Annotated in this window: 15 protein-coding genes and 1 other RNA gene; 10 read left to right on the forward strand and 6 right to left on the reverse strand. The window is 55.5% G+C overall.

Annotation, left to right across the window (positions count from 1 at the left end; all coding sequences use genetic code 11):
• Window positions 1-804 precede the first annotated feature (804 nt).
• On the forward strand, window positions 805-1410 hold the full coding sequence (locus tag GGR27_RS15200) for a DNA-3-methyladenine glycosylase family protein (RefSeq protein WP_168038828.1): 606 nt from the start codon (window positions 805-807) through the stop codon (window positions 1408-1410).
• A 58-nt stretch (window positions 1411-1468) separates the two neighbouring features.
• Window positions 1469-1831 (forward strand): hypothetical protein, encoded by a 363-nt coding sequence (locus GGR27_RS15205; protein WP_168038830.1) that lies wholly within the window; start codon window positions 1469-1471, stop codon window positions 1829-1831.
• Between the two features lie 244 nt (window positions 1832-2075).
• Here GGR27_RS15205 and GGR27_RS15210 read toward each other — a convergent pair whose 3' ends face one another.
• Window positions 2076-3911, reverse strand: a complete 1836-nt coding sequence (locus GGR27_RS15210) for a S8 family peptidase (protein ID WP_168038832.1) — start codon at window positions 3909-3911, stop codon at window positions 2076-2078.
• Window positions 3912-4005: 94 nt separating this feature from the next.
• Here GGR27_RS15210 and GGR27_RS15215 point away from each other — a divergent pair, with 94 nt between their 5' ends.
• From GGR27_RS15215 to cysS, 6 genes are all read left to right on the forward strand, one after another.
• Window positions 4006-6816, forward strand: a complete 2811-nt coding sequence (locus GGR27_RS15215; RefSeq protein ID WP_168038834.1) for a CHAT domain-containing protein — start codon at window positions 4006-4008, stop codon at window positions 6814-6816.
• Between the two features lie 214 nt (window positions 6817-7030).
• The gene (locus GGR27_RS15220) at window positions 7031-7576 is read left to right on the forward strand and encodes an RNA polymerase sigma factor (RefSeq protein ID WP_168038836.1); all 546 of its coding nucleotides are present in this window, start codon (window positions 7031-7033) and stop codon (window positions 7574-7576) included.
• Window positions 7573-8391, forward strand: a complete 819-nt coding sequence (locus GGR27_RS15225; protein ID WP_168038838.1) for a HEAT repeat domain-containing protein — start codon at window positions 7573-7575, stop codon at window positions 8389-8391. The genes GGR27_RS15220 and GGR27_RS15225 overlap by 4 nt, the downstream gene beginning before the upstream one ends.
• A 160-nt stretch (window positions 8392-8551) precedes the next feature.
• Window positions 8552-9343 carry a DUF4097 family beta strand repeat-containing protein gene (locus GGR27_RS15230; protein ID WP_168038840.1) on the forward strand — a complete coding sequence of 264 codons (792 nt, stop codon included), beginning with the start codon at window positions 8552-8554 and terminating at the stop codon, window positions 9341-9343.
• Between the two features lie 143 nt (window positions 9344-9486).
• Window positions 9487-10239, forward strand: a complete 753-nt coding sequence (locus GGR27_RS15235; RefSeq protein ID WP_168038842.1) for a DUF4097 family beta strand repeat-containing protein — start codon at window positions 9487-9489, stop codon at window positions 10237-10239.
• Window positions 10240-10353: 114 nt separating this feature from the next.
• Window positions 10354-11868 (forward strand): cysteine--tRNA ligase, encoded by a 1515-nt coding sequence (gene cysS, locus GGR27_RS15240; protein WP_168038844.1) that lies wholly within the window; start codon window positions 10354-10356, stop codon window positions 11866-11868.
• 36 nt (window positions 11869-11904) lie between these two features.
• On the opposite strand, the gene ppgK is transcribed toward cysS, so the two are convergent.
• The 5 genes from ppgK to rnpB form a co-directional block, all read right to left on the reverse strand.
• Window positions 11905-12669, reverse strand: a complete 765-nt coding sequence (ppgK, locus tag GGR27_RS15245) for a polyphosphate--glucose phosphotransferase (protein ID WP_168038846.1) — start codon at window positions 12667-12669, stop codon at window positions 11905-11907.
• Between the two features lie 307 nt (window positions 12670-12976).
• Complete coding sequence (locus tag GGR27_RS15250) at window positions 12977-13855, reverse strand: peptidylprolyl isomerase (protein WP_245184688.1); 879 nt, start codon at window positions 13853-13855, stop codon at window positions 12977-12979.
• Window positions 13856-13901: 46 nt separating this feature from the next.
• A complete protein-coding gene (locus GGR27_RS15255) occupies window positions 13902-14543 on the reverse strand; it encodes a peptidylprolyl isomerase (RefSeq protein WP_168038848.1) in 642 nt (213 codons plus the stop codon).
• Between the two features lie 130 nt (window positions 14544-14673).
• Window positions 14674-15039 (reverse strand): hypothetical protein, encoded by a 366-nt coding sequence (locus tag GGR27_RS15260; protein ID WP_168038850.1) that lies wholly within the window; start codon window positions 15037-15039, stop codon window positions 14674-14676.
• A 187-nt stretch (window positions 15040-15226) separates the two neighbouring features.
• An RNA gene (gene rnpB, locus GGR27_RS15265) (RNase P RNA component class A) lies at window positions 15227-15652 on the reverse strand.
• A 100-nt stretch (window positions 15653-15752) separates the two neighbouring features.
• Here rnpB and GGR27_RS15270 point away from each other — a divergent pair.
• Complete coding sequence (locus GGR27_RS15270; protein ID WP_168038852.1) at window positions 15753-16016, forward strand: hypothetical protein; 264 nt, start codon at window positions 15753-15755, stop codon at window positions 16014-16016.
• Window positions 16009-16263, forward strand: a complete 255-nt coding sequence (locus tag GGR27_RS20635) for a type II toxin-antitoxin system RelE family toxin (protein WP_168038854.1) — start codon at window positions 16009-16011, stop codon at window positions 16261-16263. Before GGR27_RS15270 ends, GGR27_RS20635 begins: the two co-directional genes overlap by 8 nt.
• Window positions 16264-16270 lie beyond the last annotated feature (7 nt).

Consider the following 16270-nt stretch of genomic DNA (forward strand, 5'->3'; position numbering starts at 1 on the left):
TGCGGAGGATAATTTACCGGAGCAATGTCTTCGGGTGTGGACATAAAAAATAAAAAGCACCCATAGTGTAACGCATGGTGTGTGTACCGTCATGAAGGGGCATAACACGCACGCTACTATGAACAACAAACTTCCACAGCCAGACACGCAAGTTGCTGTTTCGACCCGCCGTAGTTTAGTGTTTAGCCGACGCACCTACTGAATTTTAGTTTATTAAGGGACTCCGTCACGTCATTGATTCCGACTGGATACCTGCGAGCGGCGCAACAAAGCAATAACGACCCAAAGGGTACGCATGATTACCGTTTTAAAGCTAACATCTTGAACGTATTTATTTAGTTTTCGTAGTATTTTAGTTTAGCCTAGCATTAGAGAGGGATTGTTAGGTTTTTAGTACCCCAGAGAGGGAAACACACTGTCATTTTCGGGTGAGCGCTTCGGTGCTCGCCCTTTTTTATTGTTGGATCCTTTTTAATAATTAAGTGACCTTACGCAACCGGACTATGCCATATAAGCACAAAAACACACAAGAGTAAATAAACGGCGCTTCGGCGCACCCGTACACCGATTTTTGTGCTTTTGTGTTCACGCGGCGAAATAATCTGCGTGACATCAGTTAATAATTAATCTTTTTCGATGCCGGTTTCTGGTTACTGAGCGTGGTGAATAACATCAGACCCGTGAGGTGTACTCGTGGCCCTACCTTCCTCGTGGCACATAAACCATAATTCGGTGCGGAAATATGCGAACGCGTAACGGTTGAAGTAGCGCAAACTAAGCTACTGCGCAACCTGTTTCCCCGTCATGTCCGAAATAGCCATCGCCCACCTCCGCCAGCAGAAACTTCTGGCCCCGCTAATTAAAAAGCATACCCCAAAAATTCGCCCCGACCACGACGGCGACGTCTACTTCGGCTTAATCCGCTCGATCACCTACCAGCAACTCTCCGGCAAAGCCGCCGGCACCATCTTCGGCCGCTTCCTCGATCTTTTCCCCGACGGCTATCCCCACCCCGACTGCCTGTTGGAGATGGATGATCGAGACCTACGCGCCGCCGGGATGAGTCGCAACAAAGCCGCCTACCTCAAGAACGTCGCTCAGTACTGGCTCGATCATAGATTAATTAATACGGATTGGAATAACTACACCGACCAGGAAATCCTGAAAATGCTCACGTCCATCAAGGGTGTCGGTCAGTGGACCGTCGAGATGGTGCTCATGTTCGTCCTCCACCGGGAGGATTTGTTACCCCTGGGTGATCTGGTGGTGAAGCGGAATGTGATCCAGCTTTTTGGGGTGGATACGGAAAAGTTTCGGGGCAAGAAATTGGTTGCGGAGTTGTTCCGGCTGACGGAAGGGTGGCGGCCGTTTCGGAGTTACGCTAGTCGGTTGCTGTGGGAGGTGGGGTGAATGGGAAATGGCGGTTCTAATGATTTGATGCCAGGATTTATATTAATAACTTCATTTGATGGATACTTCCGTGGGACGAATATTTTATCGGGTCGCTACGCAGCAAACGGACGGTATCGATGTGGCGATTGCGCTGCTGTCGATCGGTTCTGTGATTATGGTGAGGCGTACGCGGAGACCGATTGGATGCTGGCCGTACGTGGTGCTTGTTCTGTTGCTAGGTATTGTTTTGCCCCTCTGGTCATCGGGCCGAGAAGTAGATCGAAATATTGCGATAAATGGCCCAGCGATGGATGGTTTCGAGTTGTTGTATTCCTTCATAATCATTGAAGTTTACTGGGTTTGGTTAGCCCTGCTGTTGATACTAATGAACGGAGGCTTGTTGCTGAAGATTAAGCCAAAAAATAACAAACCACGGTAAAGGCATGATTACCCTTTACCGTGGTCGATAGACTATTAATTCGGTCAGAATCTAGTATTATGGATAGCCATTAAGTAAACTAAGGAACGTCAATTTAATAACTGTCCTGATTGAAGCGCAGACATCGTAGTGCTGATTGAGTATGTTGAAATCCAGCATAGCCATAGCTACGGTGGTTTTCAAAATAGGAAGAGCAGCGCTGCGAGATCAAGCTGCAAATCGGACAGTTATTGAATTGGCGTTCCTAAGGCTGAGCTCCCTTCGGGCAGGTAACGGGTTGAATTAAAACCAGATAGTTCGGTAGTCGAGGCTGTCTGGGGTCATTGTGCAAAAAGAAATCAGTTGCCACCTCTTCTAAATCTAACTGATCGGCTGGCAGACCGATCCGATTGGGCTTGTTGACCAAGTGGCTAACAAAAAGAGGCGCGGAGATGGAAGTTCCGAATCGGAAATAATAACGACTCCCAAACTCAACGGGCACCCACGCCGCCTGAAAGGCGTACGCATCGACGTTTTCCTTGCCGTGGCCCGACCAAAGAGTCCGCCGATGATTCGCGTTTACGGAAAGGTCAGGTAACGTATGCGAGCCAACGGCGTATAATCCCTTGTGGTCTTTAGAGAAAGCAGCGGGCCACTGCGGGGTGCTATCAATATCGCTTCCCTGATTGCCGGCGCTCGTAACGATGGTGATGCCTTCACCCAGCGCGTACTTAATGGCACAAGCGAGGGCAGCGGGGGCTTTCTCGCTGGTGATGCCCCAACTTAGGTTAAGCACGTCCGTACCGTGCTTGACCGCGGCGTAAATTGACTCGATTGCATTTGAGTAGTTCGCCTCACCGTCGGGGGAAAATATCTTATGGTGAACGATCGTAAGCCTACGGTCACCCGTATAATTGAGTGCCAGCGCGGCAGCTACCGCCGTGCCGTGCTCGATTTCTTCCTGCGGCTGGTTGTCCCGGTCCGTAAAATCGTACCCTAATTTACCCGCCGGAAGGTAAGGGCTCCGGTCGGTTTGGTTCTCGAACATACGCCAGTTGAGCCGGCCGCTTCCGTCTTCCGAAACGCCCGTGTCGATGATGGTGACGATCAACTCATCCCCGTTCCCGTTGCGGGGCGCAATGTCGTCAATACAGAGTATTTTCTTACCGATCTCATCGCTACCGGGGTTTGTTGCAACCGGGTTCCGGTCCTGGTTATCTTCTCCGTCAACTCGTCCGATTGCCCGGAGGGGGGTGCCGAGCGGATCGATGAGGAGTGGGGAGAGCGTAAAGGGGAAGTCCATCTCCATCGAGCCATTGATCGTGTCGTTGCGGACTTCAATCTCCTTGCCCTCCGGGTCCGTTGTGTTGAGATTGATGTCAGGGCTAACGCAGGCGTTTATCCAGTAAGGGTTTCCATCTTCGCGGTCGAATCTTTCATTAACGATCAGGCCCATTTCTCTGGCCCAGTTCTCCAGGTCCATACCGTCGACGCACGTGCTGAGTACGTAACATTTAGGCGTTTTGCCGTCGCAGCGTAAGGGGCGGCCTAGCTTATCGGTCTCCACCGTCTGAGAGGGCTGGCCGTCATAGGCTACGAAGCCGATGTAGTCCTCGTTGGAAACGGGCCCCCGGTGACCATCGCGTTGATAATGGATTTCTAATAGTAGGTAATCATCCGCGTTCCGTTGGTCGAAGGAGAATTCGAAGCTGGCAAACTTTGCCTTGGTGTAGACTACGGTGTCTAACTGCAATAAGTCGGTGCCCCGAACCGCGAAGGCCCTGATGTGGTAGCCGTACGGATAGTCATTGTACACGTGCACGACCGATTTACCACTAGCGGGAATTGGTAGCCGGAACTGCCGTTTCGGAAGCTTTTGGAGGCCGTACCGCTCTTCTTTCTCCCCTCCGTAATGTTCATCCGGGATATCGAAAATAGGTTCTCGGTCCTCATTCATCTCATCGAGGAAGGTCAGCTTTACCTCGCAATCTTCGTCGCCCCCGGGCGGCTTAGGCGGGTCGGAAATAAGGTCGCAGGCAAAGAATAAGAAAACGCATAAAGCGGCCGCCACGGCCTGAAAAGTAAAGTTCCTGGAAATCATAGTGTATGTTGGTTTGACGGTATAAGATAAGTAGTATCTTGCTTTCTATGCACGCATCGCCTTATTCGTTACTTACGGGCGCTAATTATGTCCTATGAAAGCTTCTTTCAGTCTGCTGGCTTTTCTTCTTGCCTTCGGCGGGTGTGCGGGGGGCGTATTTGGTCAGGAAGACGGGCTGGCTGAGCGACAAACATTAGTTGACTTGGGTAACGCCTTATACAATGACTACAAGGAGAAGGAAGCACTACTGCTCTATCAGCAAGTAACCCACAATGAATTCGGCGAGCTCATTACCGATAGCCTGACCGGTCTGGCTTTTCATAAGATGGGGGCGTGCTACGAGTATATCCATCAGAAGGAGTTGTCCGCCCAGTATTACCGGCGGGCCATCGCGTTCCGGGACTCCGTGCTGTGTAAAGGCCATCCCGAGACCACGAAGTCAATGTCTAATTTAGGTTCGGCCTACCTCAAATGGGGGCAAATCGACTCGGCGAATTACTTCCTCCACACCGTCATCGACCGGTACCGAAGCAACCCACGGGCGGATACCTTGGTCTGGATTAAAAGCCTTATCAACCTTGGTAGTATCGCCGTGCAACTTCAGGACCGCCAACTGCTGCTCGACGTAGCTACGCGAGCTAGTGAGTTACTGGCGGCCACCACAGAATCCCTGCCGGCCAAGAAAGCCCTCGCCTTTCACTATAACCTGGCCCTTCATGCGAGCAAGCTCCGCCTCAGTCAACTGGCGCGCCAGCAAGCCGACCGGGCGCTGTCCATCAGTGTTCAGATGGAGGGCACCCCCTACCTGTCCGCCATCCACAACGTATACCATATCGCCGACTACTACGCGGGTGATCGGGACGGGGCTATTCGCCACCTACGCCGCGCCATCGACCTGTACGAAAAGAACGATCGGGAGGAGCTTCGTATCTACTTGTACAACATGGCACTGTTACACCTGGAAGGCGCGGATTATGCGGAAGCGAAGGTCTTTGCCCAGCGCGCGCTGGGCTATGCCCAGGCGGAACTTGCGACGAAAGCGAATATCTTGAGCACCCTCGCCACCGCCACCGCTGGTCTTGGCGATAATAAGGAGGCAGCCCTTCTCTACAGCCGTGGACTGGCCGCTATCGTTGAAGACGAAGATTACGCCGCAGGCACGCTGTTTCGGCCGCGCCTGGCGGGGCGGACACCCGAGCAGCTCCGTCAACTGTCGGTTCACCTGGAAGACCGCGCCGTCTTTTTGGCTCGGAGTGGCCACGCGGCTTCGGCGCTGCTGGACTACCAGGACGCAATTGAAGCAAGCAACCGCTTACGCACCAACGTATCGAGTGATGCCAGCCGGCGCTACCTCAGTCAGGACGTCCGGGGCCTCTACAACGCGGCGGTTCGGTTAAACGTACAGTTGTACCTGGAGTCGGACGCGAGGCCGTACGCCTGGCAAGCGCTTCTACTCTCCGACCAAGCCCGCGCCTACACCCTCAACGCCACCCTCCAGGCCGATAACCAGACCCTCCCCGCCCGCGAAGCCGAGCTCAACCGCCGCATCGGCCGCCTCGAAGCCACCGCCATTGATGATCCCAAGCTAAAAAGCGAACTCGTCACCGCCCGCCTAGAACGCGACCGGCTCCGAAGGCGCTCCGCAAAGACACAAGTCCGCGACACCACTGAACTGACGCAGATGGACATCATCGCCTACCTTCAAAAGCACCAGACGACCCTCTTCCAGTACCACGTCACGGCGGACACCAGCCTGGCCTTCCGCGTCACGCCAGCGGGCGAGATCAGCGTGCATTACCTGCCGGGCGCGGCGCGGTTGTCGGCTTCGGCTAAGGGGTTTCGGGAGGTGATTCGGCATTCGGTCTACCGCCGCCAGTCCTTACGCGACCTGGCCGAGCAGAGCCAGTTGGACAATACATTCATTACTTCAGGTAGCCAATTGGCGCGGTCGCTGGTGCCGGGGGAGTGGGGAGCGCAAAGTCCGTCTGGAGACAAGCTCCTCCTGATACCGGACGGTGCCCTCAGCTTTTTTCCCTTCGCCGCACTGCCTATGTCCGAAGAAGAAGGTGCCGTAGCGTATAACTCCGTCCGCTATTTGGGTACCGAGAGAACAATCCGCAACGCCTACTCCCTCACCACCCTGCTGGCGAACGACGAACGAAAAATAGAACGACGTACTATCGTCGCGATGGGACCGACCTTCACCGGCGCACTTGGCCAACTATCGGAAAATGCACGGGAGGTGAACACCATCACCGCCTCCGTCACCGACGCCAACCCAATCACCGGCCCCAAGGCCTCCCGCGAAGCCTTCCTCACCGAATCCCCCACCGCCGGCGTGCTCCACCTCTCCACCCACGGCTTCAGCGACGCGGCCAACCCCAACCAATCCTGGATCGCCTTCAGCCAGTCCGGCAGCGAGCTGGACCCCGAGCAACTACTCTATTACCCCGAAATCGCCACCCTCCCGATCAGCGCCGAAATGGTCGTCCTCTCCGCCTGCGAAACCAGCCTCGGCAAGTCCATCCCCGGCGAAACCTCCTTGAGCATCGCCAGCGCCTTCACCGCCGCTGGCGCCCGCAGCACCGTTAACACCCTCTGGCGCGTCGACGACCGGGCTACGGCGGACCTGATGATTGCTTTTTACGCCGAACTAAAGCAAGGGAAGGACCGTGCCGAAGCCCTCCGAAACGCCCAACGACAACTGATCGACGGCGGAGAATTCGCCCACCCCTACTACTGGGCCGGCGTCACGCTGACCGGGGCAGACGGGCCGGTGGAACTTTCGGACGGGGGAATCAATCGGTGGCTAGCGCTGCTCGGTGGTGGGATATTGGTGGGGTTGGTGCTTGGTTTTCGGAATTTCTTTGCACCCGCGACAGCGCCAGAAGGGAATAAAGAGTAAAGAGGTAAGAGTTAAGGACGGCTACTCACTCGCTGCGCTCGTTCGATTAGGCATGGCTCCGAGAGCGACAATAATTTGATTTACGGAATACGGGGAAACGTCCAACCGAGTAAACGCAGCGCCGAGTGCCACGTCCTTACTCTTACCTCTTACTTCTTTCCCCCCCGTGTAACCATCCCCCAAAAGCCCAGTACCCCTTCCCGAAGACCCACAAATGCAAACCGACGAGGACATCATGGCGGCCGTCCGCGACGGACAACTGGAAAAGCTCGCCGAGCTCTACCGACGGTACCGCCGCCCCGTCTACGGTTACCTCGTCAACCGCGGTAACGCCCCGGCAACGGCCGAGGACCTGCTGCAAACAACCTTCGAACGGGTGATCAAGTACCGGACTTCCTACCGGCTGGAGAGATCCTTTAAATCGTGGGTCTTCACCATCGCCCGTAACGCCATGAACGACCGGCGGAAGGTGGACGGGCGGATGCCGCTGGCTACGAACGTCGATCCCTTAAGTCTTCATCAAGTGAGTCCTTCCGCCGAACAAAACTGGGCGGATCGGGAGACCGAGCAGCAGTCCAAAGCCGCCCTCGCCGCCCTGCCGGATACTTACCGTGAAGTGGTGGAACTGGCCTGGAAACGCCAACTAAAATACGCCGAGATCGCCACGATCATCGGCACCACCGAAGCCAACGTTAAAGTGCGGATGCACCGCGCCGTCAAACAACTGCGGCTGAACTACGCAAAACTCGAAAAGCAATGAATACCGTGACCGAAACAGAGCTGATCGATTACTTGAGCGGGGAGCTGAATACGGTCCGGCGGACCGAAATCACTGACCTACTGGCCAACAACACAACATTAGCCGCTGAGTTGGCGGAGCTCCGCGCGATGCGGACAAGCTTGGCTGGTTTAGAGGATTTGGAGCCTTCCGCCATGACTGACCAACGCTTCGCAGCAGTGCTTGCCGCAACGGTGGCCGAGACTGCCGAACAAGCTGCTACGACAACTGAAAATGGTTCCATCGTGCGACGAATGCGCGAGGTATCTAGCGCAAAAAATACTTCCGGCCGAATGCGTTCCCTGAGTTGGAAAATCGCCGCGGTCGCCGCCGCCATTGCCCTGATCTTTACCGCCGGCCGCTATTACGAAGGTGGCTCGGCACTGGATGCTGATCGGGAACTTGCCGCCACCCGCACCCTCATGCTCGACCTAATGAATGACAACCGGACGAGTGCCCGCATCAGGGCTACGACCGTTACCCTGAATATGCCGACTGCCGACCCCGTAACTACCCAAAACCTCGGATACTTACTAAGAAACGACAATAACGCCAACGTACGTCTGGCTGCCCTCGACGCGCTCCGCCGCTTCGTCGATGACCCCGGCGTTCGGGATGAGTTGCTAGCCGCCATCGCCGAATCTCCGCCGGATGTCGTCCGCTTCGAACTGATCGAAACGCTGGTACGCGCCCGGGATAGCCGCGTGCTGCCCTACCTGCAAGAATTGATCGATACCGATTCCACCCCCCGACCTATGCGGGACGTGGCGCGGATGGGTAGGCTTAAGCTTATCTAAGTATTTGATTTACTCATCCGATGAGCTTTTGATTCTTCGCTTCGCTCATCGTCAAAAGTCGCATCTGATGATCACTACTGACCGATGGAGGAAGCGAAGCGACGAGTATAACGTCCTTACTCTTTTCTCTTACCTCTTTATTCCAAAACCTCCCCCCAACATGAAGTACCTCATCCAAACCATCTTCCTACTCCTACCCCTCCTCCTTCCGGCCCAAGCCGAACACCGCATCACGGTAACCGGAAAAGTCATTGAATTCGAAGAGATCGATGATTTGTCGATCATCGGTACCGACGAAAAAGACCTCAGAATCAGCCGCAGGGGCGGAAGTAAGGAAGTCGACGAAAAGATGAAAGGCATGCGCAAAATCAGCGCCGACGGTAAAGTGGACAACACGGGCTTCGGTCTTTCCGCCGAGGAACTGGACGGGCGGGTAGTCATCAGTCAGGTCGGGAAAAATAACGGGACGATTATCGTCCACGTTCCGAACTCGGCTAGTGTAAAAGTTACGCAATCCACTTACCGTGGTGATGACCTGGAGGTGGATAATTTCAAAGGGGAACTGGACGTGAGCATGATGTACCACGACGTGAACCTGACGAACGTGTACGGACCGCTGGCCATCAATACCGTTTACGGGGGCATCGAAGCGACCTTTTCCGCCGGTCCGCCTACGGAAGACCTGCGCCTACATTCTACCTACAGCACCGTCGACGTAAGCCTGCCCCAAACCACGCCGGCCACTCTTCGCCTGAGTACCGGTTACGGGGCGATGTACACGGATTTCGACTTGGACGTGAAGGCGAACATGCCGAAGTCCGACGCAACCGTACGACGGGACCGCGATGACAGCGGGAGTAAGAACAGCGGACTGACCGGTACCATTAACGGGGGTGGGATATTGATCAATCTGCGGGCTACCTACAAGGATATTTACGTCCGTAAGCTTTAAAGACTTTTGATTCCTTACGAATACTTCCTACGTTGCTATCTACGCTGCTCCCGGGTTAGCTACCGGCTGCGTAAACGGAGCAGTACGTGAAGCGAGCCCGAACTAAGCTTCCAGCCTTCCCGCCCACTAAAACAACCCAACCCATGAAATTCTTATTCAGCCTCCTCCTGGTGGCCCTCCCCCTCTTTGCCTACGCACAAGAAAACCGCCAGAGCATCGACCTGAACGGTGCCACCTCCCTCCACATCTACGCCCCCTTCAGCAGCGTGAAAGTCACCAGCGGCGGAACGAGCACGCTCGAAGTGCTGCAAAGGGTAATCATTGACGACACGGATAGGTCAGAACTTGCCGAACTGGAAGTGAAGCGCGAAGACGATGCCATTCATTTACGCCAAATCAAACCCACCGTCGAGCTGGCCAAGCAGTACTGGAAGGAACAAACCCGTGATGGCCGCGATCGCGTCATGGTCATCGGGAGCGACGTGCGGGGCGGCAACAACGTCGAAGCGGTGCTGGAAGTGGTGGTTCCGGCAGGTATTTCCGTAACCGTAGAAACCGTTTACGGCGGCATCGAAGTAGCCGGAGTGACGGGGCTGCATAAAGCATCCGCCACCTACGGCCCAGTTACCGTCGCGTACGGCGAACTCCCTTCCCGTGAAGTCGGATTGTACAGTAATTACGGTGAGGTAGACGTCTCCCTTCCCGCAGGAAGCGGTGCCGATCTGGAACTTATCACCCAGTTCGGAGAGTTGTTTACGGACACGGACATCAAGGTCAGCGCCGGTGATGGCGAGCTGCGTGAATTTTACCAACGGACCGTCGGAACGATCGGCGGCGGTGGGCAAAAAGTAAGGTGTGAGGCGCCGTACGGTAATGTGTACATCAGGAGTAAATAGTGCTCCGGAGCTCACGGCGGCAGTCACCACGCTACTACCAGATTTTCGGAACGAAGCGATCACCGGACTAACGCCCCAAAAGCCGTAATTTCGCCGGCCCAATTAGCCTGCAATATGTCGAACGATCTGAAACTTTACAACAGCCTCTCCCGCGAAAAAGAGGTGTTTACGCCAATCACCCCGGGCCACGTTGGCCTCTACGTGTGCGGCCCGACGGTCTACAGCGACGTGCACCTGGGCAACGTGCGCACCTTTACGAGCTTCGACATCATCTACCGGTATTTGCTACACAAGGGCTACCAAGTCCGCTACGTCCGCAACATCACCGACGTCGGCCACCTGCGCGATAACGGCGAGGACCGCATGGGCAAACAGGCACGGCTCGAAAAACTGGAACCCATGGAAGTAGCCCAGAAGTACACGGTCGGGTTTCACGAAATGATGCGATTGTTCAACAACCACCCGCCCAGTATCGAGCCCCGCGCCAGTGGCCACATCATCGAGCAAATCACGATGGTGGAGGAGATCCTCAAAAACGGTTACGCCTACGAATCAAACGGCTCCGTCTACTTCGACGTGGAAGCGTTCAACGCCAAAAACGACGGCCTGTACGGTAAGCTTTCCGGCCGCAAGATCGACGAACTCCTCGCTGAAAGCCGCGACCTGAACGCGCAGGCCGACAAGAAAAATCCCACTGATTTTGCCATCTGGATGAAGGCCACCGACGACCACATTCTCCGCTGGCCCAGCCCCTGGGGCGAAGGCTTCCCCGGCTGGCACCTGGAGTGCTCGGCGATGAGCACGAAGTATTTGGGGGAAGAATTCGACATCCACGGCGGCGGTAACGACCTCAAATTTCCCCACCACGAAAACGAAATCGCGCAGAACGCCGGTAGCTGCTCCGACGGCTGCCAGAACGCTGGTGCCCATTACTGGCTACACACGAATATGCTGCTGATGAATGGCCGAAAGATGTCGAAATCAGACGGAAATACCATTACTCCGCAACAACTCTTCACCGGCGACAGCGCCCACGTGACGGACAGCTACGGCCCCATGATGCTCCGCTTTTTCATGCTCCAGACCCATTACCGCAGCCCGATGGACCTGACGGACGACGCCCTACAGGCCGCCAAAAAAGGCTACGCACGCCTGATGGAAGCCTGGGCAAATCTGCAAAACCTGGAGGGCGAAGGCGGTGCGCAGAACGGTACGGTGGGTAAGGAATTAACTGCCGGCCTCGTGGCTGCCTATGCGGAAATGGACGACGATTTTAATACCCCGAAAGCCCTGGCTAAGGTGTTTGAACTCGTCAGCCGCATCAACGCGCTGAAGGGTGGGCAGCTGAGCCTTCAGGAAGTAAGTAAGGTGGCACTAGAAGACTTTAGGTCCGGCCTCGCGACGCTGTTATTCGACGTCTTCGGCCTGCAGGATGGGGGTCCCGATTTAATCGGGATGGGTGCCGGGGATGAGGCACTGAGCAAGGTTATGGACCTTGTTCTCGACCTGCGCGATCAGGCGCGTACGGATAAGAATTGGGGGATGTCCGACAAACTACGGGACGGGCTGAAGGAAGCCGGCGTCGTGGTGAAGGACGGTAAAGATGGAACCGAATGGAGCATGGGTTAACAACACGGTCCATGCTGATTTTGGTGGGCTACCGTGTTAGTTGCCACTCTTGCGCGCAGCGTAAACGGCCGCACCGATCGTGCCCGCGGTATTCTGTAGGGTGGCCGGCTTTATCTCCGCGTTGGCCTTGAGGTATCTCTCATACTCGGTGAAGTGCTTACTGGCTCCGCCCCCGAGGACGATTAAGTCCGGACTAAAGATCTGGTCGACGTGGCTAATGAACTGCTGGAATTTTTTACCAAACTCCTTCCAGCCCATGTCGCTATCCTTGCGGACGCGGTTACTGATGAATTTTTCCACGATCATCTTGTGGTTGCGCAGAAACAGTTGGCCGACTTCGAAGTTGGGCATCAACTCACCGTCGACGAAAAGCGCGCCGCCCAGGCCCGTCCCGATGGTCACCATGATGACCGTCCCCTGTTTGGCGTAAGGCTTACCGATGCCGTACTCCATGGTGGCAATGCCGGCGGCATCCGCGTCATTCAGGGAAAAGAAATTGAGGCCCGTCGCGTCGGCGAGGGTTTTTTCGATATTCGCCCCGATCCAGGATTCGTCGATGTTGGCGGCCGAACGAGCTACGCCGTGGCTAACGATGGCGGGGAAGCCAACCCCGACGGGGCCGTCATAACTAAAGTGGTCCACGAGTCGCTTTACGGTCTGAGCCATCGCCGCGGGCGTTCCACCGGTGGGGGTATCCAGGCGGTGGCGTTCGCTGACCATGCGCCCCTCCGCCACGTCGACCAAGCCACCCTTGATGCCGGTGGCACCTACGTCAATTCCTAGGATTACGTTCTGCTTCATGGCACGTGGTAGTTTTGGGGTGATGGCTTGCGGTTAGGGCGGATCGCAAATATATGTAAAGAATAACACGGTTTAGCCGGAAAATGGGCGGTTGGTGCTGGCGAACAATAATCCGGGCCGGCGGTGCACGACCAAAATATTTCCCGCCGCGGCGAGCGGTGGTTACGATTGTAGTACGGACAAACCGTAGCCATCAAAGCGCTCGGCTTGTATTTGCGACGTCCCCAGCGGATCAACCCTCGCAACCATAAATAACGAGGGCGGGCTAATTGCTTAGCCCGCCCCCATTCACGATGAATTTTGGTGATTACCTGATCAGAGAAATCTTCATGCTCACGTCCTCCGCCGGGCGGTCACCGGGCCGGGTTTTGACGGCGGCGATCTTATCGATCACGTCCAGGCCCTCGATGATCTGGCCGAAGACGGTGTAGTTCTGGTCGAGGAAAGGAACACCACCTTTCTCCAGGTAGGCCTCCCGTACTTCGCTGGGGTAGCGCACGCCCGTCTGGGCCTCCTGGCGGTTCAGGTCGGCGTCGGTAACGGTTTTACCCGAAGCGATGTAGAACTGAGAACCGCTGGACTTCTTGGCGGGGTTGTTCGTCCGCGCGGCCGCGATGGCCCCCTTTACGTGGGCGAGGCTGTCGACGAATTCCGCGTCGACCTGGTAGCCGGGGCCGCCGGAGCCGAGGCGGGCTTCGGGTGAGGCGTCCCGACTGTCGGGGTCACCGCCCTGAAGCATGAACCCGTCGATGACGCGGTGGAAAAGGAGGCCGTCGTAGAAATTTTCTTCGACGAGTTTAACGAAGTTATCCTGGTGCTTGGGGGTGGCGTCGGAGAGGCGGGCGATCATTTCGCCGAGGGGCGTCTCGATGCGGATGAGGCATTCTTTGGGTGGGGTCACGTTGATGGTTTGGTTGATGGATTTGGTTTTGCCCTTTTCGTTGGTGGCGGCCAGGGAGACGGTGTAATCACCGGATTTGTAGTAGCGGTGGCTGGGGTCGGCTTTGGTGCTGGTCGTCCCGTCGCCAAAAGACCATTCGTAACTAACCGCCTTTTCACTGCTGTTTGCGAACCTCACGGTATCCAGCGTCCGCGCCGTCTGGGTGGGCATGGTAAAGCCTGGCTTAGGAACGGCACAGTGGGTAAACAGAAAACCGAGCAGCAGCAGGGGAAGTAATCTTTTCAAGGGGAATGTAGCTTAGTGAGGGTGAAAAACCGATTTACGGGAGCGCTTATTTCATGATGACGGTCTCCATGACAACGTCTTCCGTGGGCCGGTTCTGGCGGCCGGTCGCCAGGGCGCTGATTTTATCGACGACGTCCATGCCGCTGACGACTTCGCCAAAGACGGTATAGTCCATATCGAGATCGGGGCGGCCACCGTCCTTTTCGTAGGCGGCGCGCTGTTCGGGGCTGTACTGAATGCTTTTCATCGTCTGAATCTGATCAATGCTGGCTGCGCTCTGCGGCTGCCCCGTCACGATGTAGAATTGAGAACCGCTGGAGGCCTTTTCCGGGTTCTGGGTCCGGGCCGCGGCAACGGCGCCGCGGAGGTGGGGGGAGCCGATCTCCTGGTCAATCATATAACCGGGGCCGCCACCACCGAGGGGCTGGTCCGGCGTGGCACCGATGCTCTGCGGGTCACCACCCTGAATCATGAACGTGGGAATCACGCGGTGGAATAGCGTACCGTCGTAATACCCCTCGGCGACCAACTTCTTAAAATTGTCCCGGTGCTTGGGCGTCTCGTCGAACAGCCGGATGACGATGTCACCCTGACTGGTTTCGATCAGTACGTCGTTAGAATTACCACCACAGCTAGCGAAAATGCTGACGCAGAAAACTAAGAAACCTAGATAAAGTAAGTTACGCATGGAGCGGTAAATTTTTGGGGAAGGTCAAAGGTAGGAAGTAGTATGATAGTACCGCGCTGCGGAATATGATAGTATTGCTGCGCAAAGTATGATGGTATGGTAGTCCGGCTCTGAGAGACGTACCATTATGTTAGCCCAGCAAGCCTTCTTCCGCTTCCAGCTCCTGAAAGTAGGTGACGATGTGTTTTTTCAGTAAGCTCTCCTGCTCGACCAGGTTACGCGGCGGAATCTTAGCGACGAGTTTGTAGTGCGGCCACCCGTCATCATCCCGCCCAACGAACTCGTAATTCCCGTCGTAAGACAGCAAACGGCAAACCGCAATGTGCATCAGGTCCTGCTTCTCCTCTTTCTCAAAACTCTGCTGCCACCGACCGAGCTCCTGCACGCCGATGAGAAACAGCAGCGCGTTCATGTCCGGCAGCGCGGGGCGGTCGAATTTCTCCTTGATGAGGTGGCGGACGCGTTGGAAGTCGAAGTCTTGTTCCCAGGGTTGCATTTTTGGTCTGTGGTTTGGGGGGGAGGAAAGAATATAGAGGAAAGAGTAAGGACGACTACTCAATCGCCGTCGTTCTTTCGGTTGGATAGTTGAGCATCCGTTCCCACGCAAGCATCTTTATTTGCTTCGCAGTACTTCGTGCTCTTTAGTCCTACAGGCCAAAGGCCGTTCTATAATCTCTTAAAAAAGCGCGATCCCGTTCCGATAAGCCGGGTTCTGTCATCCTCACCGAAGCAAAGAGCCCCACCATTTATCTAGGCCGCCGGTTGCCCGACGGCTCCATCTACCTACCCGTGCTGCTCCCCGAAGGGTCCGCCGGAGCCGACGGATTCCGACTGGGTCGGAAACAACACTGTTTGGTATTTCAACCCACGGGGTTTACCCGCCAACCTTGTTACCAAGGCCGGCCGTGCGCTCTTACCGCACGTTTTCACCCTTACCTCCCTCCCTAAAGAGGAAGGCGGTATAGCTTTCTGTGGCACTTTCCGTATTCCCGCGGCCGAAACCGCAAAAACCCCGGCCGTTAGCCGGCGTGGTGCCCTACGTTGCCCGGACTTTCCTCTTGCCCATCCCGATTAAATCGGGAGGACAAGCGGTGGGGTGGACGGGATCGCGCGTGGGTACAAACATAGGAAGTTCCGGCTTGGTTGCCGGCTCGGGTTCGCAACTATGTTTTTATCTTGTCGTTAATCAGGTCATACAAAACCACCATCATGTCAGCCCCAGCCAACGCAGAAGCCGCCACGGAAGTCGAAAAGCCCATCGAAGGCATCAACTATATCGTAGACAGCAATGGTAAACGCACGTCTATTGTGATCGATCTCAAGCTGCACGAGTATGCGCTGGAGGATTTTCTGGATTACGTGCACGCAAAGGCTATTTTGGAAGACCCTGAAACTGAGTTTGTCACGTTGGAGGAAGCCCTCGAAGAGTTAGGTTTTACTAAAGAGGAATTAGAAAACATGGAGGATGTATAGAGTCCACCTGACTAAAAAGAGCCTCAAAAGTCTTAAAAAACTTGACCACCAGGTTCAAGGTCGATTGTTAAAAGCTGTAATGAAACTGGGAAATGACCCACGCCCTGCCGGTTGTAGGCAACTGGTGGACTCCGATGGGTTGTGGCGTATCCGAGTTGGTGATTATAGAATTACCTACAGAATAAATGACGAAGTTGAAGTGGTGAGCACCGACCGATTTGGCCACCGCAGTGACATTTACAAGTAGTCAGCCA

Source organism: Neolewinella antarctica (assembly GCF_011927835.1).
Classification (GTDB): Bacteria; Bacteroidota; Bacteroidia; order Chitinophagales; family Saprospiraceae; genus Neolewinella; species Neolewinella antarctica.

What these genes read in the sequence shown, in the direction of transcription:
- GGR27_RS15200 (WP_168038828.1), top strand. Translation starts at nt 805, where the DNA reads ATGTCCGAAATAGCCATCGCCCACCTCCGCCAGCAGAAACTTCTGGCC.
- GGR27_RS15205 (WP_168038830.1), top strand. Translation starts at nt 1,469, where the DNA reads ATGGATACTTCCGTGGGACGAATATTTTATCGGGTCGCTACGCAGCAA.
- GGR27_RS15210 (WP_168038832.1), bottom strand. Translation starts at nt 3,911, where the DNA reads ATGATTTCCAGGAACTTTACTTTTCAGGCCGTGGCGGCCGCTTTATGC.
- GGR27_RS15215 (WP_168038834.1), top strand. Translation starts at nt 4,006, where the DNA reads ATGAAAGCTTCTTTCAGTCTGCTGGCTTTTCTTCTTGCCTTCGGCGGG.
- GGR27_RS15220 (WP_168038836.1), top strand. Translation starts at nt 7,031, where the DNA reads ATGCAAACCGACGAGGACATCATGGCGGCCGTCCGCGACGGACAACTG.
- GGR27_RS15225 (WP_168038838.1), top strand. Translation starts at nt 7,573, where the DNA reads ATGAATACCGTGACCGAAACAGAGCTGATCGATTACTTGAGCGGGGAG.
- GGR27_RS15230 (WP_168038840.1), top strand. Translation starts at nt 8,552, where the DNA reads ATGAAGTACCTCATCCAAACCATCTTCCTACTCCTACCCCTCCTCCTT.
- GGR27_RS15235 (WP_168038842.1), top strand. Translation starts at nt 9,487, where the DNA reads ATGAAATTCTTATTCAGCCTCCTCCTGGTGGCCCTCCCCCTCTTTGCC.
- cysS (WP_168038844.1), top strand. Translation starts at nt 10,354, where the DNA reads ATGTCGAACGATCTGAAACTTTACAACAGCCTCTCCCGCGAAAAAGAG.
- ppgK (WP_168038846.1), bottom strand. Translation starts at nt 12,669, where the DNA reads ATGAAGCAGAACGTAATCCTAGGAATTGACGTAGGTGCCACCGGCATC.
- GGR27_RS15255 (WP_168038848.1), bottom strand. Translation starts at nt 14,543, where the DNA reads ATGCGTAACTTACTTTATCTAGGTTTCTTAGTTTTCTGCGTCAGCATT.
- GGR27_RS15260 (WP_168038850.1), bottom strand. Translation starts at nt 15,039, where the DNA reads ATGCAACCCTGGGAACAAGACTTCGACTTCCAACGCGTCCGCCACCTC.
- GGR27_RS15270 (WP_168038852.1), top strand. Translation starts at nt 15,753, where the DNA reads ATGTCAGCCCCAGCCAACGCAGAAGCCGCCACGGAAGTCGAAAAGCCC.
- GGR27_RS20635 (WP_168038854.1), top strand. Translation starts at nt 16,009, where the DNA reads ATGTATAGAGTCCACCTGACTAAAAAGAGCCTCAAAAGTCTTAAAAAA.